Here is a 19,208-nt window from a genome sequence, read left to right as displayed (position 1 = left end):
ATCAGACGCAGGTCTTGGCGATGGCCTCGGCCAGGATCGGCACGGTCTTGGCGTTCAGCCCGGCGATGTTCATGCGGCTGTCGCCAACCATGTAGACGCCGTGGTCGCGGCGCATCGCCTCGACCTTGTCGGCATCCACGCCGAGGCGCGAGAACATGCCCCGGTGCTGCGCGATGAAGTCGAACCGGTCGTCGTTCAGGCGCTGGCGCAGTTCGTCGGCCAGCTGCTTGCGCAGCGCCAGCATTCCGGTGCGCATCTCTTCCAGTTCGGCCTGCCACTCGGCGCGCAGATCGGGGTCGGTCAGGATCGTCGTGACGATGCGGGACCCGTGATCCGGCGGGAACGAGTAGTTCTGCCGGTTCAGGTGGTTCAGGTTTCCCTGCACCGTCTTCGTGTTGGCCGCGTCGCCGATGGCGAACAGGATTCCCGCCCGCTCGCGGTAGATACCGAAGTTCTTCGAGCAGGACGCGCCGACCAACAGCTCGGGCTGCGTCTCGGCCAGGATACGGGTGCCTTGCGCGTCGTCGTCCAGTCCGTCGCCGAAGCCCTGATAGGCAAGGTCGACCATAGGAATGAGCTTCCGCTCGATCAGGATCTCGGCCACCCGATGCCACTGATCGACCGTCAGGTTCGCGCCGGTCGGGTTGTGGCAGCAGCCATGCAGCAGCACCACGTCGCCTTCCTTGGCGCGGTTCATATCCGCGACCATGCCTTCGAAATCCACCTCGCCCGTGGAGGCGTCGAAATAGCGGTATTCCTCGAAAGGCGTGCCGGTCGTCTTGAGGATCGACAGGTGGTTCGGCCATGTCGGCGCGCTGACCCAGACTGTCGCGTCGGGATTGGCCATGCGGATCAGATCCACGCCCTGCCGGAAGGCGCCGGTGCCGCCAGGGGTCGCAATGGCGGCCACGCGGTCGGCCGCGACGCTGTCTGCGAACACGAGTTCCCGCATTGCCTGCGCATAGGCCGGATCGCCCGACAGCGCGGTGTAGCTCTTGGTGGTCTCGGACCGCAGAAGGCGCTCTTCGGCCTTCTTCACCGCCGACATGATCGGCGTGTGACTGTCAGCGTCCTTGTAGACGCCGACGCCGAGGTCGAGCTTGTCGTCGCGCGGATCCTCGCGGTAGCTCGCCATGAGCATGAGGATCTTGTCCGCCGGTTGGTCCTTGAGGCTGCCGAGCATTCAGGCGTCTCCTGTTGCGACCGGCAGGTCGCCGTATGCGCCCCACTCGGTCCATGATCCATCGTAGAGCGACCAGTCGTCATGCCCGATCCGCGCCAGCCCAAGGGCCAGGATCGCGGCGGTCACGCCGGAGCCGCAGGTGGTGATGACGGGCTTCGACAGGTCGATGCCCGCCTCCTCGAACGCCGCCTTGAGGCCGCCGGGGCCCTTCATCGTGCCGTCGGCGTTCAGAAGCTGCGTGAAGGGCAGGTTCTTCGATTTAGGGATGTGCCCCGCCCGCAATCCTTCGCGCGGTTCCGGCTCGTCGCCGCGGAAGCGGCTCGACGCGCGGGCGTCCACGATCTGCGGCGTCCCGAGCTTCGAGGCCTCGGCGACCTGCGTCACGTCGCGCACGAGGTCGTTCCGGCGCGAGACGGTCATGTGGCGATCGCGGATGACGGGGGGCAGATCCTCGATCTCGTGCCCCTCGGCCTGCCACTTGGGCAACCCGCCATCCAGCACGGCGACGTCGGTCTTGCCCATCAGCTTGAACAGCCACCATACCCGCGCGGCGGAAAAGATGCCCGTGCTGTCATAGACAACGACCTGATGACCGTCGCCGATCCCCATGGCGCGCATCCGGCTGATGAATTTCTCGGGCGGGGGCGCGGTGTGCGGCAGGTCCGAGCGCTGGTCGCTGATCTCGTCGATGTCGAAGAAGCGCGCGCCGGGGATGTGCCCCGCCTCGTACTCGGCTCGCGTATCGCGATTGTCGGACGGCATGTGCCACGAGGCGTCGAGGAGGCGCAGGTCAGGATCGTTCAGATGCTGCGCCAGCCAATCTGTCGATACGAGGGTCTTCGGGTCGTCGGTCATAGGGCCGGGCCTTCGGAGCGGTTCACGTTCCGCAGGGCGTAGCCAAGCGCCGCAATCCGCGCAAGATAGAGGCGCACGAAACGCAATGATGGCAGCGTTTCGCCGCGCCGGAAGCACGATCACTTCGCCGCGGGCCGGGGCGGCGCAACGATCGGATCAGCTATGTTCCTTGAGGAGGCGCTGCTTCTGCCGTTGCCAGTCGCGCTTGGCCGCCGTCTCGCGCTTGTCGGGGGCCTTCTTGCCCTTGGCGATCCCGATCTTCAGCTTTGCGATGCCCCGGTGGTTGAAATACAGCACCAGCGGCACGAGCGTCATGCCCTTGCGCTGCGTCTCGGACCACAGGTTCGCCAGTTCCTTGCGGTTGACGAGCAGCTTACGCCGACGCCGGTCCTCGTGCCCGAACATCGCCTGGTCGTAGGGGGCGATATAGGCATTCACGAGCCACAGCTCGCCGTCCTCGACCGTGGCATAGCTTTCGGCGATGTTCGACTGCCCCGTGCGCAGCGACTTCACCTCGGAGCCCTGCAGCTGGATGCCGCACTCGAGGTCGTCCTCGATCGCGTAGTCGTACCGGGCACGCCGGTTCTCGGCGATCACCTTGTAGTTCGGGTTGTCCTTGGGTTTGGCCATGCCGTCCAGATAGGCGCGGGCGCGCGAGGTGTCCACCAGCGGGCCGCCCGAGAAAGGCGCACGCCGTTGTGCGGCGCCCGCGGGATTCGTATCAGGAGCCGAGGAGCCCGAGGTTCTCCATCGTGCTCTTCATCATCAGCTTGGTGCCGTCGGTGAGGCCGACCAGCGGCAGGCGCACCTCTTCGGTGCAGCGGCCCAGAAGCGACAACCCGTATTTTGCGCCGACAAGGCCCGGTTCGGTGAAGACCGCCGTATGAAGCGGCAGCAGCCGGTCCTGGTACTCGAGCGCGTTCGCCCAGTCGCCGTCCGCCATCGCCTGCTGGAACTCGGCGCAGAGGCGGGGGGCGACGTTCGCGGTCACGCTGATGCACCCGACCCCGCCATGGGCGTTGAACCCGAGGGCCGAGGCATCTTCGCCCGACAGCTGAATGAAGTCGTTGCCGCAGGTCATGCGCTGCTCGCTGACGCGGACGATGTCGCCGGTGGAGTCCTTCACGCCGACGATGCGCGGCAGCTTGGCCAGCTCGCCCATCGTCGCGGGCTTCATGTCCACGACCGAGCGGCCGGGGATGTTGTAGATGACGATCGGGATGTCCGTGGCGTCATGCACCGCCTCGAAGTGGGCATAGAGGCCGGCCTGCGTCGGCTTGTTGTAGTAGGGCGTGACCACCAGCGCCCCGTCCGCACCGACTTCCTGCGCGTGGCGCGCCAGCTGGATGGCCTCTTCGGTGCTGTTCGAGCCCGCGCCGGCGATGACCTTGACGCGCCCGGCGGCGGTCTTGACGACCTCGGCCACGACTGCCTCGTGCTCGTCGTGGGACAGGGTGGGCGTCTCGCCTGTGGTGCCGACGGGGACGATGCCCGAGGTGCCTTCCTCGACATGCCATTCGACCAGCCGTTTCAGGGCGTCGAGGTCCACCTTGCCGTCCTTGAACGGCGTGACCAGTGCGACGATCGACCCTTTGAACATGTCTGGCTCCTTCTTGGCTTGCCGGGGCTCCGGCGCGTGGGACCCTATGCGGCGCGCCTGTCGTTGCCAAGGTCGTGAATTGGCCAGAGCGGCATCGCGCCATATCTGAGGAGCATGCGCCATATTATCTTCGCGTCCGCCCTCGCCTTCGCAACCCCTGTCGTCGCGCAGGAGGCCCCTCCCGACCGACCCGGTTTCGACGTCGGCATCGCCGAGGCGGTCGAACGCGCCCGGAGCGGGCAGTGGCTTGCCGCAGAGGCCGCGGCCGAGCGTGCAGGACCTGTCTCTGCCGATATCATCGAGTGGATGTACCTGCGCGAGGGACGTGGCGACTTTGCCTCTGCGTCCGCCTTCCTCGAGCGTCGGCCGGACTGGCCGGGGCTGGCCCGCCTGCGCGCGCAGTCCGAACAGTATCTGCCCGAGACCCCCACCGGCCCTGAGCAGGCCGAGGCGATCCTGCGCTTCTTCGATGGGATTCAGCCCGAGACGGGGCAGGGCACGGTTGCGCTGGTCAACGCGCTTCGCGAGACGGGCCGGGAGGCCGACGCGCAGGCCGAGGCTGCGCTCGCCTGGACGACCCGCTCGCTGTCCGAGAGAGCCGAGCGGCAGTTGCTCGGGCTGTACCCCGACGAGCTGGAGCCGCTGGAAGAGGCGCGAGCCGACCGGATGTTCTGGATCGGAGCGAGTCGTTCTCTCACCCGGTCAGGCGAGCGTCTGGGCGGAGACGCTGGCGCGCTGGTGGCGGCGCGAGGGCGTGCTCTTGGCGGGGCCGACGCGGAGACGTTGGCCGAAGGCCTGCCTGCGGGACTACGCAGCGACCCCGGCCTTGCCTATCGTGCGTTCCGACAACATCTCTCCGCCGGCCGCGACAGCGCGGCGCAGCGGTTGATCCTGCAGCAATCGCCGGACGATCTGGGCGATCCCGGCGCCTGGGCAGGGGACCGCCGCGACATGGTCCGCGAGCTCATGCGCGAGGGCGAGGATCGCCGCGCCTATGACATCGCCGCCTCGCACGGCCTGGTCGCGGGGTCGGACTATGCCGACCTAGAATGGCTGGCGGGATATCTTGCGCTGACCCGGCTGGATCGCCCCAAAGACGCGCTGCTTCATTTCTGGAACCAGCGGAAGGCCGTCTCTTCACCAATCTCGCTGGGGCGAGCGTGGTACTGGATCGGGCGGTCGCAAGAGGCGCTGGGGCGCGAAGCCGAGGCGCGCGCCGCCTACACGCGTGGCGCGGTGCATCAGACCGGCTTCTATGGGCTTCTGGCCGCTGAAAAGATCGGCGCCGCCGTGGACCCCGAACTGGTCGATCCGGGCCCTTCGATGCCCCTGTCCGAGGCCAGCTTCCGGACCTCCTCGGTGCTCGAAGGGGCGCTGTTGCTGCAGGCGGCGGGCGAGCGTGACCTGGCCGAGCAGTTCTTCGCCCACCTCGTCGAATCGCTTGATGCCGAAGAGGCCGCGACGCTGGGCGACCTGATCCTTGAGCTGGGAGAGCCGCATATCGCGGTGCTCGTGGCCAAGCGGGCGGCGCAGAACGGCATCGTCATTCCGCGCGCCTATTTCCCCGTCGTGGATCTCGGGCAGGAGACTTTGCCGGTCTCGGAAAAACTGGCGCTTGCCATTGCCCGCCGCGAAAGCGAGTTCGACCCCTCGGTGTCGTCCTATGTCGGTGCGGGTGGGCTCATGCAGCTGATGCCGGGCACGGCGCAGGATGTGACCCGATCGCTCGGCATCGGCTATTCGCGCGACCGGCTGTTCGAGGATCCCAGCTATAACGCCCGGCTCGGCACCGCCTACCTTGCGGGGCTGGAGCGGCGCTTTGGCCAGAACCCCGTGCTGGTATCGACGGGCTACAACGCTGGCCCCGGCCGTCCGCTGCAATGGATGAGTGCCCGCGGAGATCCGCGCGAGCCCGACGTGGACGTGATCGACTGGATCGAGATGATCCCCTTCGACGAAACGCGCAACTACGCCATGCGCGTGGCCGAATCGCTGCCGGTTTATCGCGCGCGGCTGGGTCGGCCGGACGAGCGCGTCAGGCTGAGCGAAGAGCTGAAGGGCCGCTGATCAGTCGTCTTCGTCCGAGGTGACGTCCTCGATGGCGAAGGCGGCGGCGGGTATGTCGCCCGGATCGCCTTCTTCGCAGGCTTCGTACTTGAAGGCGTAGCCGTCCCAGATCAGCAGAAGGCCGCCATCGGCCGCGTTCATGAACATGGCGCGGCCGTCGAACGTGTCGTCGTCGGCCTCGCACGCCATGTCATAGAGCACAGCCTGCATATCGGTGACATCCACCGGGTTGTTCATCTCGCAGGTGGTTGATGCACCGTAAAGCATGTCGTTCTCGACCTTCAGCGCGCTGTCGTCCTCGCCGGTATGGGTGCACGCGGTGGCCGGGCTCGCGCGCCACAGGCCGTCGAACGTGTAGTCCTGCGCATGGGCAGGCATCGGAAGCACGAGGGCGAGGGCTGCGAGAGGGCGAAGGATCAAGACGGTCGCTCCGGTTGTTCGGGTCCATGCCGGCGCCTGGCGAAATCGTTAACAGTTCAGGAACGTCTCGCAGGTAGCGTTCGGGATGACGAACTCAAGTTGCGAGACCATGCAAACCCCAGTGCACATACGGCGCGGCGCGGCGCAACTTCGGGCGGTTCGGGCGGAATACCGGCGACTGTTCGTGGCCGTGGGTATATTCTCGCTCTTCGTGAACCTGCTGATGCTGACGGGGCCGCTCTTCATGCTGCAGGTCTATGACCGCGTGCTCGGCTCGCGGTCCGAGGCGACGCTGCTCGCGCTGACTCTACTCATGGCGTTCCTGTTCGCGATGATGGGGGTGCTCGATTTCGCGCGGGGGCGGGTACTGTCGCGCATCGGGGCAGGATTCCAGGCGCGGCTGGACCGGCGTGTGTTCCAAGCGATGGTGCGGGGTGCCTCCGTCACCCCGGATGACGGGCCGCGGAACCATCTGGATGACCTTGAATCGGTGCGCCGCTTCATCGGGTCGCCGCTCGTCCCTGCGCTGTTCGACATGCCGTGGACGCCGCTCTTCCTTGGCCTGATCTTCGTGTTTCATCCGCTCCTCGGCTGGGTCGCGTTAGCCGGGCTCGCGATCCTGTCGCTGGTGACGGCGGCGAACCAGTGGCTGTCGCGACACGCCCAGACAGAGGCGATCCTCTCGTCCACCCGTGCACAACGCATGTCAGAGCAGATCCGGACCGAGGCCGAGATGGTGCGCTCGTTGGGGATGCAGGATGCAGCGTTCTCCCGCTGGCAGCGCATTCGCGCTGCCGCGCTGGACCAGTCCGTCCGCGCGACCGAGACGACCGGTGGCTTTTCAAGCCTGACGCGAACGCTGCGGATGTTTCTCCAGTCCCTGATGCTCGGCGTCGGCGCATGGCTTGTCCTGCAAGAGCAGATGACGCCGGGCGGCATGATCGCCGCCTCGATCATGCTGGGTCGGGCGCTGGCTCCGATCGATCTGGCGCTCGGGCAGTGGCAGGTGTTGCAGCGCGCCCGGCAGGGCTGGATTGGCTTGGCCGAGCTTCTGGGCCGTGTCGCTGAAGAGCCGCCGCGCACCACCCTGCCGCGCCCGACGGCGCACCTGACCGTCGACCAGATTACCGTGATTCCGCCGGGTCAACCGCAGGCGTCGCTGCGCATGATCTCTCTCGAGGTCGCGCCGGGCGAGGCGGTGGGGGTTATCGGTCCGTCGGGGGCCGGCAAATCGACGCTCGCCCGTGCCCTGGTCGGAGTCTGGCAACCGGCCGGAGGACGTATCCGCCTCGGCGGTGCGGCGCTCGACCAGTATGAGCCGGACGTGCTGGGGCAACATGTAGGCTATCTGCCGCAGCGGGTTCAGCTTTTCGACGGCACTATCGCAGAGAACATCGCCCGCCTGCGGCCCGGTGCCGACGATGCCCAGATTGTCGCGGCCGCTCGGAAGGCCGCCGCACACGAGATGATCCTGAAGCTGCCCCAAGGGTATGACACACCTGTGTCCAGCGCAGCGGGGCGTCTGTCGGGCGGTCAGATCCAGCGCATCGGCCTCGCCCGTGCCATGTTTGGAGATCCGGTTCTTCTCGTCCTGGACGAGCCAAATTCCAACCTCGACAACGCGGGCAGCCAAGCGCTGAACCAGGCGATTGCCGCTCTCAAGGCGGCGGGCGGGTCGATCGTCATCATGGCCCACCGTCCCGCGGCGATCCAGCTGTGCGACAAGCTGTTGATGCTGGAAAACGGTATGCGTCGCGCTTTCGGCCCGCGCGACGACGTGCTGCGCCAGGTTACTCAGAACCACGGCCAACTGATTGGCCAGGTCGGTGCTGGAGGCGTGTCGTGAGCAACTTTGAAGACCCCGCCCGCGCCTGGTCCGCCCGCGGCCCCGTGGTGATCGGGCTGCTAGCGTTGATCTTTCTTGTCGGCGGCTTCGGAACCTGGGCCGCCTTCAGCCAGATTGCCGGTGCGGTCGTGGCCACGGGACAGATCAAGGTCGAGCAGAACCGGCAGGTCGTCCAGCACCCGGAAGGCGGCGTGGTTCAGGCGATCCACGTCACCGAGGGTGCGACAGTCGCGGCTGGCGATGATCTCGTGACGCTCGACACGGTGACCCTCCATGGCCGGCTGACAGCCGCGCGAGCGCAGCTTTTCGAGCTACACGCCCGGCGTGCCCGCCTTGAGGCCGAGCGCGACGCGGCCAACACGATCGAGTTTCCCGCCGTTCTTCTGGATGCGGCGGCCGTGGACGCCGAGGCCGCCGAACTGGTCGCAGGTCAGCTCAACCTGTTTGAGGCGCGGCGCGAGACGGCGGAGAAGACCCTTGTGCAGCTTCGGCGTCGGCGCGCGCAGATCGAAAGGCAGATCGAGGGGCTCGTCGCGCAAGAAGATAGTCTCAACCGACAGATCGCTCTGGTGTTCGAAGAACTCGCCGATCAGCAGACGCTTCTGGATCGCGGTCTCGCACAAGCCAGTCGCGTGCTTTCACTGCGTCGCGAAGCGGCGCAGCTCGAGGGCCGGATCGGGGAGATCGTCGCCTCCCGAGCCGAGGCAGCCGAACGAATAGCAGAGATCGAGGATCAGGAGCTGGTCTACACCGTCCGCCGTCGCGAGGAAGCCATCACCGAGCTGCGTGATCTGGACCCGAACGAAGCCGAAACCGCCGAGGAGGTCGCTTCGCTCACCTCGCAGATTGAGCGGACCCGGATCACAGCTCCAGTGGGCGGGGTGGTGTACGATCTGACTGTTTTCGGACCGAAGGCTGTGATCCGAGCGGCCGAGCCACTGATGTATATCGTGCCGCAGGACCGCCCGCTGGTGATCGAGGCGCGCGTGCCGCCGATCCACGTGGACCAGGTCGATGTGGGGCAAGCGGCGGTGCTGCGCTTTCCCGCCTTCGATGCCCGCACCACGCCCGAGCTCGTGGGCACGGTCGCTCGTGTTTCGGCCGACAGCTTTGTCGACGAGGCCAGCGGTCGCCCCTTCTATCGCGTGGAGCTCGTGCTTGCTTCCGGTCAGATCGAGCGCTTGCCGGACGGCCTGTCGTTGATCCCGGGAATGCCGGTGGAGGCATATCTGACGACCGCCGACCGTACCCCAATTGCGTATCTGACGAAGCCGCTGATGGACTATTTCACGCGCGCGTTCCGGGAAGGTTGACGGGGACAGGCTCGCCGCGTCATCTGGCCGCAAAGCGAAGGAGGCACGGATGGGACGGATCGAACATAGGCTCGCGGAGCTCGGAGAGACGCTGCCGGATGCCCCGGCGCCTGCCGCCAACTACGTGCCTTACCTCCAGGTGGGCGACATGCTCTACGTCTCGGGACAGATCAGCCAGGGTCTGGACGGTCCGATGACGGGCACTCTGGGTGGCCCCGGTGACATCGAAACTGGCCGCGCCGCAGCGAAGGCATGCGCCCTGTCTCTGCTGGCGCAAGTCCGCAAGGCTACGGGTGGAGATCTTGATCGGTTGGCGCAGGTGGTCAAGCTGACGGCCTTCGTCGCCTCGGCGCCGGGCTTTACGGACCAGCCAAAAGTGGTGAACGGCGCCTCGGATTTCCTGGTGGAACTGCTCGGCGATGCCGGCCGGCACACCCGATCGGCCGTGGGGGTTTCGGCGCTGCCATTGGGAGTGATGGTCGAAATCGAAGGTCTGTTTCGCCTGTCATGAGTCTTTCTGCCAAGTTCCGTGAGCGACCATTCGCCCACCGGGGTCTGCATGATATCGCGGCCGGCGTTGTAGAAAACTCTGTCTCTGCCTTCGACGCGGCGGTGGAGGCAGATTACGCTATCGAACTCGACGTGCAGATGAGCCGCGACGGCGTGCCGGTCGTGTTCCACGACGACACGCTCGACCGGCTGACGGCCAGACACGGGCAGGTAGCGGACCTGACGGCGGAAGAGCTCGGCACCGTAAGCTTGGGGGCGTCCGCCGACAGAATCCTGACGCTCTCCGCAGTTCTTGACCGCATCGGCGGTCGCGTGCCGGTGCTGGTTGAGATCAAGGATCAGGCTGGCCGGGACGGACTGCCTGCCGCTGTCGGACGAGACATCGCTGCTGCCGCTGGTCCGATCGCCGTGATGTCATTCAATCCCTCCTATATCCACGCGCTCGAAGGACTGGACGCGCCGCGCGGCCTCACCACTTGCGCCGCAGACGACTACGGCCCTGACCTGCCCCCCGAGACGCGCGACAGGCTTGGCCGGATCTTGGGCTGGACTCCGAGCCTCAGCTTCGTGAGCCGCGATCACAGGCATTTGACCGATCCGCGCATTGCCGAGCTGAAGGCCGAGGGGGCTGGCATCCTCTGCTGGACGATCCGCAGCCAAGCCGAGGCGGACGCTGCGCTGAGGATCGCCGACCAGATCACTTTCGAAGTGTTCCAGCCGCGCTGACATGCGCCTTGAAAGGTCGGCGGGGGACCCCACTTCCCCGCGCATGACCGAAGCCACCGTGTCCGTTTCCTCGCATTCCAGCCTCACCGGCATCGACCCGCCCGACTGGGACGCCTGCGCGTGCCCCGAGGCAGCCGAGGGGCGGCCCCTAGACCCGTTCACCACCCACCGCTTCCTTCTGGCGCTCGAGACGTCCGGCTCGGTCGGGCGCGGATCGGGGTGGGAGCCGCACTATCTGACGGCCGAGATCGGCGGCCAGATCGTCGCCTGCGCCCCTCTTTACGCCAAGGGGCACAGCCAGGGCGAATATGTCTTCGACCACGCCTGGGCCCAAGCGTTCGAGCGCGCGGGCGGCAACTACTATCCCAAGCTGCAGATTGCGGTGCCCTTCACCCCAGCGACGGGGCGCCGGTTCCTGACCCGGCCGGGCTTCGAAGGGGTTGGCCGCGCCGCGCTAATCGAGGCCGCGGTGCGGATCGCTGACCAGAACGACGTCTCGTCTCTCCACGCGACCTTCTGCACGGCGGACGAGGCAGAGGCCGGGGCCGAGATGGGATTGCTCCATCGCACCGGGCAGCAATTCCACTGGTTCGACGAGAGTTACGGCGATTTCGAAGGTTTCCTCGCCTCGATGTCCTCGCGCAAGCGCAAGAGTATCCGCAAGGAACGGCGCGCGGCGCAGGAGGCGGGGCTGGAGTTCGTTCACCTGACAGGCGACGAGCTGCAGCCGCACCATTGGGACGCCTTCTGGACCTTTTACCAAGACACCGGTGCACGGAAATGGGGCACGCCCTACCTGACGCGGCAGTTCTTCGAAGAGGTGCAGGCGCATCTAAAGAACGACGCGCTGTTGTTCCTGGCGCTCGACCACGGAGAGCCGGTAGCCGGCGCGCTCAATTTCGTCGGGCGCGATTGCCTCTATGGTCGCTACTGGGGCTGCACCCGCGACGTCCCGTTTCTGCATTTCGAACTGTGCTACTATCAGGCAATCGACTGGGCGCTGGCCCACGGTCTGGGCCGCGTCGAGGCGGGCGCGCAGGGTGAGCACAAGCTGGCCCGCGGATACCTGCCCCATCCGGTCCACTCGCTGCACTGGATTGCCGATGCAGGATTCCGCCGCGCAGTCGAGGAATTCCTGACCGCCGAACGGCAGGCGGTGGACGAAGAGATCGAGATTCTGACGAGTTACGGCCCGTTCAGGAAGACCCCAGACGGAGACCCCGAATGAGCGACAAGCTGGAGGGCGAGAGCCGGAGCGTGGCGCTGGAGGCGCTTGCGGCTGAGGGATGGCAGATGGTCGAGGGGCGCGACGCCATCGCCAAGTCTTTCAGGTTCGGTGATTTCGTAGACGCTTTCGGCTGGATAACCCGGGTGGCGATCCATGCCGAGAAGGCGAACCATCATCCCGAGTGGTCGAACACCTACAACCGCGTTCACGTCGTGCTGACCTCGCACGACGTGAAGGGGCTGACCGACAGGGACGTCAAGCTGGCCCGCAAGATGGACGCGCTGGCGCGCGGCTGATCAAAGCGCCGCGACGATTGCCGCGCCGCCGCTGGCATTGCAGGTGCCGGGCTCGTCTTCCTGGATCAGCTGCACCACGCCGTCCTCGGCCACCAGCGCGTAGCGCTTCGAGCGGTCGTAGAACCCGACGGGCGGCGCCGTGAAGGCCATGTCGGCGGCACGGGTAAAATCCGCGGCCGGATCGGCGAGCATGGTGATGCCGGCCTCGTGCGCGCCGGTGTCGGTGCCCCACTGCTTCATTACGAAGGGATCGTTGACGGCGATGCAGATGACCTCGTCCACGCCCTTTTCCTTCAGCGCGTCCATCGCCTCGATGAAGGACGGGACGTGCGCGGTGGTGCAGGTGCCGGTATAGGCGCCGGGAAGGCCGAAGATCACGACCTTGCGGCCCTTGAGCCGCTCGGACAGGCGCACCTCTTGGGGGCCTTCCTCGCCCATGCGCAGAAGGGTGGCGTCGGGAAGGGTGTCGCCTTGGCGAATGGGCATGGAGTGCGCTCCTTAACAGTCGGGTTTAGCGCGGTTATAGCCGATCCGAGGATCGGGACCAGAGAAGAGGCGCGGATGTCGCATATCGTCGTCGTGGGGGCCGGGCAGGCCGGGCAGCAGATTTGCGCCACGCTCCGAAACGAGGGGTTCGAGGGGCGCCTGACCCTGATCGGCGCCGAGACGCACCCGCCCTATCAACGGCCGCCCCTCTCGAAGGGCTACCTATTGGGCGAGATCTCGCGCGAGCGGCTCTTCCTGAAGCCCGAGGCCTGGTACGCGGACCACGGCATCGACCTGCGCCTCGGCGCGCCTGCCGAGAATATTGATCCCGACGCGCGGACCCTGCGCCTTGGGGCCGAGGTGATCTCGTGGGACCAGCTGGCGATTGCTACGGGTCTTGCGGCCCGACCGTTGCCGCCCGAGGCTGGTGGCGACCTCGGCGGTGTCTTCACCGTTCGGACGCTGGCGGATGTGGACCGGATGGAGGCGCCGCTGAAGGCCGCCCGGAACGTGGTCGTGGTCGGCGGCGGCTACATCGGACTCGAGGCTGCGGCGGTCGGCCGCAAGCTCGGAGCCGAGGTCACGGTTGTCGAGGCCGGCCCGCGCATCCTCGGCCGCGTCGCCTCGGCCGAGACGGCGGCGGTCATGCGCGACATCCACATCGAGCACGGCGTGACGATCCGCGAGGATGCGCGACTGGACCGGCTCGTGGGAGAAAGGCAGGTCTCTGCCGCGCGTCTTGCCAATGGCGAAGAGCTGCCGGCAGATGTGGTGATCGTGGGCATCGGCCTTATTCCGCAGTGTAGCATTGCGCAGGCGGCGGGGCTGAAATGCGACGGCGGCGTCATCGTGGATGCCTACGGCCGCACCTCGAACCCGGCGATCTGGGCTGCTGGCGATTGTGCGCTGTTCCCCTTCCGAGGCGGGCTTGCGCGCCTTGAATCGGTGCAGAACGCGATCGACATGGCGCAGGCCGTCGCGCGCAACATGCTGGGCGCCGAGAAGCCCTACGAGCCGATGCCGTGGTTCTGGTCGGATCAGTACGACGTCAAGCTGCAGATCGCTGGACTGAACACCGGCTATGACCGGGTGGTCATGCGCGGCGCGGGCAAGGTGCCGATGTCGCTGTGGTACTTCTGCGGGAGCGAGTTGCGGGCGGTGGATGCAGTGGGGGACGCGCGGGCCTACATGGTGGGCAAGCGCCTGATCGAGTCGGGCGCACGCGTCGCTCCCGACGAGGTTGCGGACCCCGAAACCGACCTCAAGGCGCTGCTGAAGCGGTGAGGATCATTGCGGGCACCCATCGCGGGCGCGCGCTTGCCGCTGTGGGCAAGGGCGACCCGGCAGCGCATCTGCGCCCGACCACCGACCGCGTGCGGGAAAGCCTGTTCGGCGTGCTGGATGGCGGCCGGTTCGGCGACCCGATCGAGGGGGCGCACGTGCTGGACCTGTTCGCAGGCACCGGGGCGCTGGGGCTCGAGGCGCTGTCGCGCGGGGCGGCGCACGGGACCTTCGTGGAGAACGGCCGGAAGGCGCTGTCCCTGTTGACCCAGAACATCCGCTCTCTCGGCGAAGGCGAGCGCACCCGGGTCCTGCGGCAGGACGCGACGCGGCTAGGGCCGGCGGAGCGCGCATGCGATCTGGTGTTCCTAGACCCACCTTACGGCAAGGGGCTTGGGGGCCGCGCGATCGAGGTTGCGCGGGCCGGCGGATGGATCGCCCCCGATGCGCTGATCGTCTGGGAGGAAGCCGCCGCGATTGACCTGCTCAACGGGCTGACCCTGCTGGAAACCCGCCGCTACGGCGACACCTGGATCACTCTGGCCCGAAACGTCGCCTAGCCTCTGCTGCGCTGCAGCGTCCCGCCTGATGCAACCCGGGCTTGTCAACTGGGCGGTGGTGCGCTGCAGCGCGGCGACCTATCTCTGGATCGAACAAGATAGAGCACCGGAGGCAGACATGGCCTACATTCGTACCCACGCCGATCACGCCCACCACGACGGGTTCTTCGCCCATATCGGCGAAACCATCGTCAACTGGTTCGCTGCCGTGATGGAATCCTCGTCCCGTGCCAAGCAGATCGATCGTCTGCAGAGCAAATCCGACGCTGAACTCGCGCAGATGGGCCTGCGTCGGGACGAGATCGTGCGCCACGTCTTTCGCGACCGCATGATGTACTGAGCGAGTCGAGAGGCTGAAAATGCCTCGATCGACTGCCATTGTCGCAAGGGCCGCTCATCGGGCGGCCTTTTCGCTGTCAGCGGGCCCGATCAGGTCCAGGTGGGGTGGAACCGCCCGGCAGGGGACAGGGTGAAGATCTCACATCCCTCGGCGGTCACGCCGACGGAATGCTCAAACTGCGCCGACAGCGACTTGTCGCGCGTCACCGCCGTCCAGTCATCCGCAAGCACCTTCGTCTCGGGCCGGCCGAGATTCACCATCGGCTCAATCGTGAAGAACATGCCTTCCTCGAGCCGGGGGCCAGTTCCGGGGCGACCGTAGTGCAGCACGTTCGGCGGCGCGTGAAACACCTGGCCCAGCCCGTGCCCGCAGAAGTCGCGCACCACGGACATGCGCTGCGCTTCGACATGGGACTGGATCGCGGCGCCGATATCGCCGAACGTGTTGCCGGGCTTGACCGCCTCGATCCCGATCATCAGTGCGTCGTGCGTCACCTCGATCAGCCGCTCGGCCTTTCGCCCAAGCTTTCCGGCAACATACATGCGGCTTGAATCGCCGAACCAGCCATCGACGATCACCGTGATGTCGATGTTCAGGATGTCGCCGTCCTTCAGCTTTTTATCGCCGGGAATCCCGTGGCAGACCACGTGGTTGACGCTGATGCAGCTGGCGTGCTGATAGCCGCGATAGCCGATCGTGGCCGAGGTCGCGCCGGAGTCGTCGACCCATTCGGTGATCAGCCGGTCAAGCTCTCCGGTCGTCTGGCCGGGTTCGACATGCGGGGCGATGCGATCCAGAAGCTCGGCCGCCAGCCGCCCGGCGGTGTGCATGCCGGCAAAATCTGCGGGCTCGTAGATGCGGATTCCGTCCTTGGTCAGACGTCCGGTCGAATTTTCCAAGGATGCTCTCCTGCCGTAGATACGGGGCCAAGATAAGAAATGGCGCGGGGAATTGCCACCGGGTCGGACGAAAATGGCAGGATCCCGGAACGGCGGAAAGGCACCGGCAAAGGCAGTCTCGTGGCAGGGGCGATTGAAAGCGCAAGGCGAGCGGCTATCCTGACGCTCCCGACCCCGCGAAAGACCGCACATGCCCAATCCCACCGCCGCCATGATCGTGATCGGGGACGAGATCCTCTCGGGCCGCACGCGCGATTCCAACGCGCATCACCTGGCGGGGAGGCTCGCGATCCAGGGGATAGACCTGCGCGAAGTGCGCTTCATCGGCGACGACCGCGCGACCATCATCGCCACGGTGCAAGAGCTGTCGGCACAGCGCGACCACGTCTTCACCTCGGGCGGGATCGGCCCGACGCATGATGACATCACGGCCGATTGCGTCGCCGAAGCGATGGGCGCGTCCATCGACGTGCGCGATGACGCCCGCGCAGTGCTGCAGGCCTACTACGACGCGCGCGGGACAGAGATGAACGGCGCACGCCTGCGCATGGCGCGCATCCCCGGAGAGGCGACCCTGATCGACAATCCGGTTTCGGCCGCGCCTGGCTTCTCGCTCGGCAATGTCCACGTCATGGCGGGCGTGCCGCGGATCTTCGAGGCAATGCTCGACGGGTTGCTGCGGCGGGTCGAAGGCGGGCGACAGGTCACGTCGCGCAGCTTCCTGCTTGATCGGGGGGAGGGCGACATCGCCGACATTCTGCGGCAGCTGGCCGGGGACCACCCGGACGTGTCCATCGGCAGCTATCCCGCCTGGACCGGCGCAGGCTACCAGGTCGCCGTGGTGGTCCGCAGTGCCGAGGCGGGCGATCTGGACGCCGTTGCCACGAAGCTGCGCGAGGCCTTTCCCGAGGCGCGGGAATGACCGATCGAGCCGCAGTTCTGCACGCGACCTGGCCGCCCGCTGCGACCCGCAAACTGGGGCCGTTCACGCTGCGCGCCGGGGCAGGGGGCGGCAAGCGCGTGTCGGCTGCGTCCTGCGACGGGGTACCCGACTCCGATGCTTTGGCCGCAGCCGAGCGCGAGATGGACGCGGCGGGCGGCCAGACGCTGTTCTCTGTGCGGCCGGACCAAGGCGCGTTCGACAGGATGCTGACCGACCGTGGCTACCTCGTGCTCGACCCGACGCTCTGGCTGACGTGCCCGATCGACCGCCTGACGGAGATGCCGCCGCCCGAGACCGGCTTTACCGTATGGCCGCCCCTGCAAGTGCAGCGCGAGATCTGGGAGGCAGGCAAGATCGGCCCCGCGCGCATCGCGGTGATGGAGCGTGTCGAAGCCCCCAGAACCTCGATCCTCGGTCGGGTCGAAGACCGCCCCGCCGGCACCGCCTTCGTCGCCGTCCATGGTGGCACCGCAATGGTCCATGCGCTCGAGGTGCTGAAGGATGCGCGCCGCAAGGGGCTTGCCGGCTGGATGATGATCCATGCCGCCCGATGGGCCGCCGAGCAGGGTGCGGCCGAGATGGCGGTGCTGGTCACGGAAGCCAACGGAGGCGCGATCGCGTTCTACCGGGGCCTCGGCATGACGGGCGAGCGGTGCTACCATTATCGCCTGCGCCCCTGAACCCGAGGTCTGTCATGGTCCACGGCTCGATACCGCGCCCGTCCGTTGGCAGCCGCCTCCGGTGAGGGTGATCCTGGTCATTACGCTAACCCTCTGGTCCGGCGCCGCTGCGGCCCTGACGCTCGACCTGCCTGCGGCGGCCGAGGTGACGGAGCGGGTGGTGGAGACGAGGCGCATCGCGCTACCCGCCGGCCCCTGGGACGATGGTGCGCAGCCGGAGCGCGCGGCCGAAGGCCGCGTCACGCGCTCGGCCTGGCGCGTGCCGGGGCAGACCGCGCCGCAGGACTTGGTCGCCCCCCTGCGCACGCAGTTGCGCAAGGCCGGCTTCCGGACGGTCTATGACTGCGCGAACTCCGAATGCGGCGGCTATGACTTTCGCTTTGCGCTCGACCTGCTGCCGGCACCCGCGATGTTCGTGGACCTCGGATCGTTCCGCTACCTGCTCGCCGAGGGCCCGGACGATGCGCTGGTCTCGATCCTCACCAGCCGGGGGCAGGGGGCGGGATATGTTCACGTCACCGAAGTCGGAGCGGGTGAGAGCGAGGCGCTCGTCACCTCGAGCATGTCGCGCGCGACCGACGCCATACCAGTCTGGGAGGAGCTTCGCGCAGACGGGCGGGCGGTGCTGGACGACCTCGTCTTTGCCCCCGGCGCCGTGGCGCTCGATGAGGGGCAGTACCGGTCGCTCCGTGCGTTGGCAGAGGGGCTCGAGGCGGACCCGCAGGCGCGCATCGCGCTGGTGGGGCATACCGATACCGAAGGGGGACTGGACAGCAACCTGGCACTGTCGGAGCGTCGCGCGCAGGCCGTGCGGCAGAGGCTGATCGAAACCTATGGCGTAGCGCCCGCCCGGATCGAGGCGCGGGGCGTCGCCTACCTGGCGCCGCGGGCCGGCAATGACACGTCCGAGGGGCGCGCCGCGAACCGGCGGGTCGAGGCGGTTCTTACGGACTGATCACCAATTGTCGGGGCCCTTGTCGGCGAACGCATGAGCAAGGAAGTCGATGAAGGCGCGCACTTTCGGCTGCGTGAAGCGGCCGGGCGGATAGACGGCATAGATACCCTGAACCTCGACCGGTAGATCCGGGATCGCTTCTTCCACAAGGCCCTGCTTCATCGCGTCGGCGTAGAGGAACGACGGCAGGTAGGCGATCCCGAGCCCCGAGATCGCGGCGTTCAGCAGGGACTGGCCGTCATTGACGGAAAGCCATCCGCTGGTGCGGACCTGCCGCTTCTCCCCCGAGGGCGCGGTCAGCTTCCACATCGATCCGTTGGCTTGACTGGAATAGTGCAGCAGCTTGTGTTCGTTCAGGTCGTCGATCCGCTGGGGCTGGCCGAACCTCTGGAAATATCCGGGCGAGGCGATCATGCGCCGTGTCGTCTCGGTTAGTTTACGCGCGCGCAGGGTGGAATCGTCGAGGTCGCCGATCCGCACCGCCATGTCGAACCCTTCCGAGATCAGCTCGACATAGCGATTGTTCAGCAGCATGTTGATCGTGATGTCGGGAAACTCCGACAGGAACTGCCCTAGGATCGGCGAGACGTGATTCACGCCGAAATCCGTTGCGACCGAGATCCGCAGCAGGCCCGAGGGCGCCGATTGCATGGCCGTGACGAGGCTGTCAGCCTCGCCCGCGTCGTTCAGCACGCGGCGGGCGCGGTCGTAATAGGCAAGGCCGATCTCGGTCGGGCTGACGCGGCGCGTGGTGCGGTTCAACAGCCGCGCGCCCAGCCGCGCCTCGAGCGACGAGACATGTTTCGACACGGCGGATTTCGAGATGCCCATCTTCTTGGCCGCGTCCGTGAACCCGCCCTGGTCGACGACGGTGGCGAAGGCTTCCATTTCGGTCAGTCTGTCCATAGCCCGGCCTCTCGCATGCATCACGCTCTTGATGCCGAGAACTGCCGGACAAGTTGGGCGAGAATGGGCCTTGAGGGAGACAATTCAGGGGTGCCGCGGCCTATCGTGTGCGCA

The 19,208-nt window shown here is 66.9% G+C and carries 21 protein-coding genes; 13 read left to right on the top strand and 8 right to left on the bottom strand.

Annotated features, from left to right (window positions below):
• Position 1 precedes the first annotated feature (1 nt).
• The 4 genes from ACFDS3_RS02320 to dapA form a co-directional block, all read right to left on the bottom strand.
• Positions 2-1,183: an aromatic amino acid transaminase gene (locus ACFDS3_RS02320; protein ID WP_375260729.1), complete on the bottom strand. Its 1,182-nt coding sequence runs from the start codon at positions 1,181-1,183 to the stop codon at positions 2-4.
• On the bottom strand, positions 1,184-2,038 hold the full coding sequence (gene sseA / locus ACFDS3_RS02315; protein ID WP_375260728.1) for a 3-mercaptopyruvate sulfurtransferase: 855 nt from the start codon (positions 2,036-2,038) through the stop codon (positions 1,184-1,186). It lies immediately after the preceding gene.
• 156 nt (positions 2,039-2,194) lie between these two features.
• Positions 2,195-2,668, bottom strand: a complete 474-nt coding sequence (gene smpB / locus ACFDS3_RS02310; RefSeq protein WP_375260784.1) for an SsrA-binding protein SmpB — start codon at positions 2,666-2,668, stop codon at positions 2,195-2,197.
• Between the two features lie 91 nt (positions 2,669-2,759).
• Positions 2,760-3,638, bottom strand: a complete 879-nt coding sequence (dapA, locus tag ACFDS3_RS02305) for a 4-hydroxy-tetrahydrodipicolinate synthase (protein ID WP_375260727.1) — start codon at positions 3,636-3,638, stop codon at positions 2,760-2,762.
• 114 nt (positions 3,639-3,752) lie between these two features.
• On the opposite strand from dapA, the gene ACFDS3_RS02300 reads away from it, so the two are divergent.
• Complete coding sequence (locus tag ACFDS3_RS02300) at positions 3,753-5,705, top strand: transglycosylase SLT domain-containing protein (protein ID WP_375260726.1); 1,953 nt, start codon at positions 3,753-3,755, stop codon at positions 5,703-5,705.
• Here ACFDS3_RS02300 and ACFDS3_RS02295 read toward each other — a convergent pair whose 3' ends face one another.
• Positions 5,706-6,125, bottom strand: coding sequence for a hypothetical protein (locus tag ACFDS3_RS02295; protein ID WP_375260725.1), 420 nt, complete (start codon positions 6,123-6,125; stop codon positions 5,706-5,708).
• 109 nt (positions 6,126-6,234) lie between these two features.
• Between ACFDS3_RS02295 and ACFDS3_RS02290 the strand changes: the two genes are divergently transcribed.
• The 6 genes from ACFDS3_RS02290 to ACFDS3_RS02265 are packed head-to-tail and all read left to right on the top strand — an operon-like array spanning position 6,235 to position 12,044.
• Positions 6,235-7,971: a type I secretion system permease/ATPase gene (locus ACFDS3_RS02290; protein WP_375260724.1), complete on the top strand. Its 1,737-nt coding sequence runs from the start codon at positions 6,235-6,237 to the stop codon at positions 7,969-7,971.
• Positions 7,968-9,284 (top strand): HlyD family type I secretion periplasmic adaptor subunit, encoded by a 1,317-nt coding sequence (locus ACFDS3_RS02285; protein WP_375260723.1) that lies wholly within the window; start codon positions 7,968-7,970, stop codon positions 9,282-9,284. The genes ACFDS3_RS02290 and ACFDS3_RS02285 overlap by 4 nt, the downstream gene beginning before the upstream one ends.
• A 49-nt stretch (positions 9,285-9,333) precedes the next feature.
• Positions 9,334-9,795 carry a RidA family protein gene (locus tag ACFDS3_RS02280; RefSeq protein WP_375260722.1) on the top strand — a complete coding sequence of 154 codons (462 nt, stop codon included), beginning with the start codon at positions 9,334-9,336 and terminating at the stop codon, positions 9,793-9,795.
• Positions 9,792-10,520 carry a glycerophosphodiester phosphodiesterase family protein gene (locus ACFDS3_RS02275; protein WP_375260721.1) on the top strand — a complete coding sequence of 243 codons (729 nt, stop codon included), beginning with the start codon at positions 9,792-9,794 and terminating at the stop codon, positions 10,518-10,520. The genes ACFDS3_RS02280 and ACFDS3_RS02275 overlap by 4 nt, the downstream gene beginning before the upstream one ends.
• A 43-nt stretch (positions 10,521-10,563) precedes the next feature.
• On the top strand, positions 10,564-11,748 hold the full coding sequence (locus tag ACFDS3_RS02270; RefSeq protein WP_375260720.1) for a GNAT family N-acetyltransferase: 1,185 nt from the start codon (positions 10,564-10,566) through the stop codon (positions 11,746-11,748).
• On the top strand, positions 11,745-12,044 hold the full coding sequence (locus ACFDS3_RS02265) for a 4a-hydroxytetrahydrobiopterin dehydratase (protein ID WP_375260719.1): 300 nt from the start codon (positions 11,745-11,747) through the stop codon (positions 12,042-12,044). The genes ACFDS3_RS02270 and ACFDS3_RS02265 overlap by 4 nt, the downstream gene beginning before the upstream one ends.
• Here ACFDS3_RS02265 and ACFDS3_RS02260 read toward each other — a convergent pair whose 3' ends face one another.
• Complete coding sequence (locus ACFDS3_RS02260; protein WP_375260718.1) at positions 12,045-12,530, bottom strand: peroxiredoxin; 486 nt, start codon at positions 12,528-12,530, stop codon at positions 12,045-12,047.
• Between the two features lie 75 nt (positions 12,531-12,605).
• Here ACFDS3_RS02260 and ACFDS3_RS02255 point away from each other — a divergent pair, with 75 nt between their 5' ends.
• The 3 genes from ACFDS3_RS02255 (at position 12,606) to ACFDS3_RS02245 (ending at position 14,711) form a co-directional block, all read left to right on the top strand.
• On the top strand, positions 12,606-13,814 hold the full coding sequence (locus tag ACFDS3_RS02255; protein WP_375260717.1) for an NAD(P)/FAD-dependent oxidoreductase: 1,209 nt from the start codon (positions 12,606-12,608) through the stop codon (positions 13,812-13,814).
• Positions 13,811-14,371: a 16S rRNA (guanine(966)-N(2))-methyltransferase RsmD gene (rsmD, locus tag ACFDS3_RS02250; RefSeq protein ID WP_375260716.1), complete on the top strand. Its 561-nt coding sequence runs from the start codon at positions 13,811-13,813 to the stop codon at positions 14,369-14,371. The genes ACFDS3_RS02255 and rsmD overlap by 4 nt, the downstream gene beginning before the upstream one ends.
• Before the next feature lie 118 nt (positions 14,372-14,489).
• Positions 14,490-14,711, top strand: a complete 222-nt coding sequence (locus ACFDS3_RS02245; RefSeq protein ID WP_375260715.1) for a DUF1127 domain-containing protein — start codon at positions 14,490-14,492, stop codon at positions 14,709-14,711.
• 89 nt (positions 14,712-14,800) lie between these two features.
• Here ACFDS3_RS02245 and map read toward each other — a convergent pair whose 3' ends face one another.
• Complete coding sequence (gene map / locus ACFDS3_RS02240; protein WP_375260714.1) at positions 14,801-15,610, bottom strand: type I methionyl aminopeptidase; 810 nt, start codon at positions 15,608-15,610, stop codon at positions 14,801-14,803.
• A 190-nt stretch (positions 15,611-15,800) separates the two neighbouring features.
• Here map and ACFDS3_RS02235 point away from each other — a divergent pair, with 190 nt between their 5' ends.
• The 3 genes from ACFDS3_RS02235 (at position 15,801) to ACFDS3_RS02225 (ending at position 18,188) form a co-directional block, all read left to right on the top strand.
• Positions 15,801-16,532, top strand: coding sequence for a competence/damage-inducible protein A (locus ACFDS3_RS02235; protein ID WP_375260713.1), 732 nt, complete (start codon positions 15,801-15,803; stop codon positions 16,530-16,532).
• Positions 16,529-17,233, top strand: a complete 705-nt coding sequence (locus ACFDS3_RS02230; protein WP_375260712.1) for a GNAT family N-acetyltransferase — start codon at positions 16,529-16,531, stop codon at positions 17,231-17,233. The genes ACFDS3_RS02235 and ACFDS3_RS02230 overlap by 4 nt, the downstream gene beginning before the upstream one ends.
• Before the next feature lie 61 nt (positions 17,234-17,294).
• Positions 17,295-18,188 carry an OmpA family protein gene (locus tag ACFDS3_RS02225; RefSeq protein WP_375260711.1) on the top strand — a complete coding sequence of 298 codons (894 nt, stop codon included), beginning with the start codon at positions 17,295-17,297 and terminating at the stop codon, positions 18,186-18,188.
• Here the strand turns inward: ACFDS3_RS02225 and ACFDS3_RS02220 are convergent, their stop codons facing one another.
• On the bottom strand, positions 18,189-19,094 hold the full coding sequence (locus tag ACFDS3_RS02220; protein ID WP_375260710.1) for a LysR family transcriptional regulator: 906 nt from the start codon (positions 19,092-19,094) through the stop codon (positions 18,189-18,191).
• Between the last annotated feature and the right edge of the window lie 114 nt (positions 19,095-19,208).

It is taken from the genome of Palleronia sp. (assembly GCF_042089775.1).
Classification (GTDB): Bacteria; Pseudomonadota; Alphaproteobacteria; order Rhodobacterales; family Rhodobacteraceae; genus Palleronia.
Note: the sequence above shows the minus strand (reverse complement) of the source record. Positions and strands in the feature narration are given on the sequence as shown.

Coding starts and splice junctions, on each gene's coding strand:
- dapA (WP_375260727.1), bottom strand. CDS start 3,638: ATGTTCAAAGGGTCGATCGTCGCACTGGTCACGCCGTTCAAGGACGGC.
- ACFDS3_RS02260 (WP_375260718.1), bottom strand. CDS start 12,530: ATGCCCATTCGCCAAGGCGACACCCTTCCCGACGCCACCCTTCTGCGC.
- ACFDS3_RS02230 (WP_375260712.1), top strand. CDS start 16,529: ATGACCGATCGAGCCGCAGTTCTGCACGCGACCTGGCCGCCCGCTGCG.
- ACFDS3_RS02255 (WP_375260717.1), top strand. CDS start 12,606: ATGTCGCATATCGTCGTCGTGGGGGCCGGGCAGGCCGGGCAGCAGATT.
- ACFDS3_RS02280 (WP_375260722.1), top strand. CDS start 9,334: ATGGGACGGATCGAACATAGGCTCGCGGAGCTCGGAGAGACGCTGCCG.
- ACFDS3_RS02300 (WP_375260726.1), top strand. CDS start 3,753: ATGCGCCATATTATCTTCGCGTCCGCCCTCGCCTTCGCAACCCCTGTC.
- ACFDS3_RS02235 (WP_375260713.1), top strand. CDS start 15,801: ATGCCCAATCCCACCGCCGCCATGATCGTGATCGGGGACGAGATCCTC.
- smpB (WP_375260784.1), bottom strand. CDS start 2,668: ATGGCCAAACCCAAGGACAACCCGAACTACAAGGTGATCGCCGAGAAC.
- sseA (WP_375260728.1), bottom strand. CDS start 2,038: ATGACCGACGACCCGAAGACCCTCGTATCGACAGATTGGCTGGCGCAG.
- ACFDS3_RS02270 (WP_375260720.1), top strand. CDS start 10,564: ATGACCGAAGCCACCGTGTCCGTTTCCTCGCATTCCAGCCTCACCGGC.
- ACFDS3_RS02265 (WP_375260719.1), top strand. CDS start 11,745: ATGAGCGACAAGCTGGAGGGCGAGAGCCGGAGCGTGGCGCTGGAGGCG.
- ACFDS3_RS02245 (WP_375260715.1), top strand. CDS start 14,490: ATGGCCTACATTCGTACCCACGCCGATCACGCCCACCACGACGGGTTC.
- ACFDS3_RS02275 (WP_375260721.1), top strand. CDS start 9,792: ATGAGTCTTTCTGCCAAGTTCCGTGAGCGACCATTCGCCCACCGGGGT.
- ACFDS3_RS02220 (WP_375260710.1), bottom strand. CDS start 19,094: ATGGACAGACTGACCGAAATGGAAGCCTTCGCCACCGTCGTCGACCAG.
- ACFDS3_RS02320 (WP_375260729.1), bottom strand. CDS start 1,183: ATGCTCGGCAGCCTCAAGGACCAACCGGCGGACAAGATCCTCATGCTC.
- ACFDS3_RS02290 (WP_375260724.1), top strand. CDS start 6,235: ATGCAAACCCCAGTGCACATACGGCGCGGCGCGGCGCAACTTCGGGCG.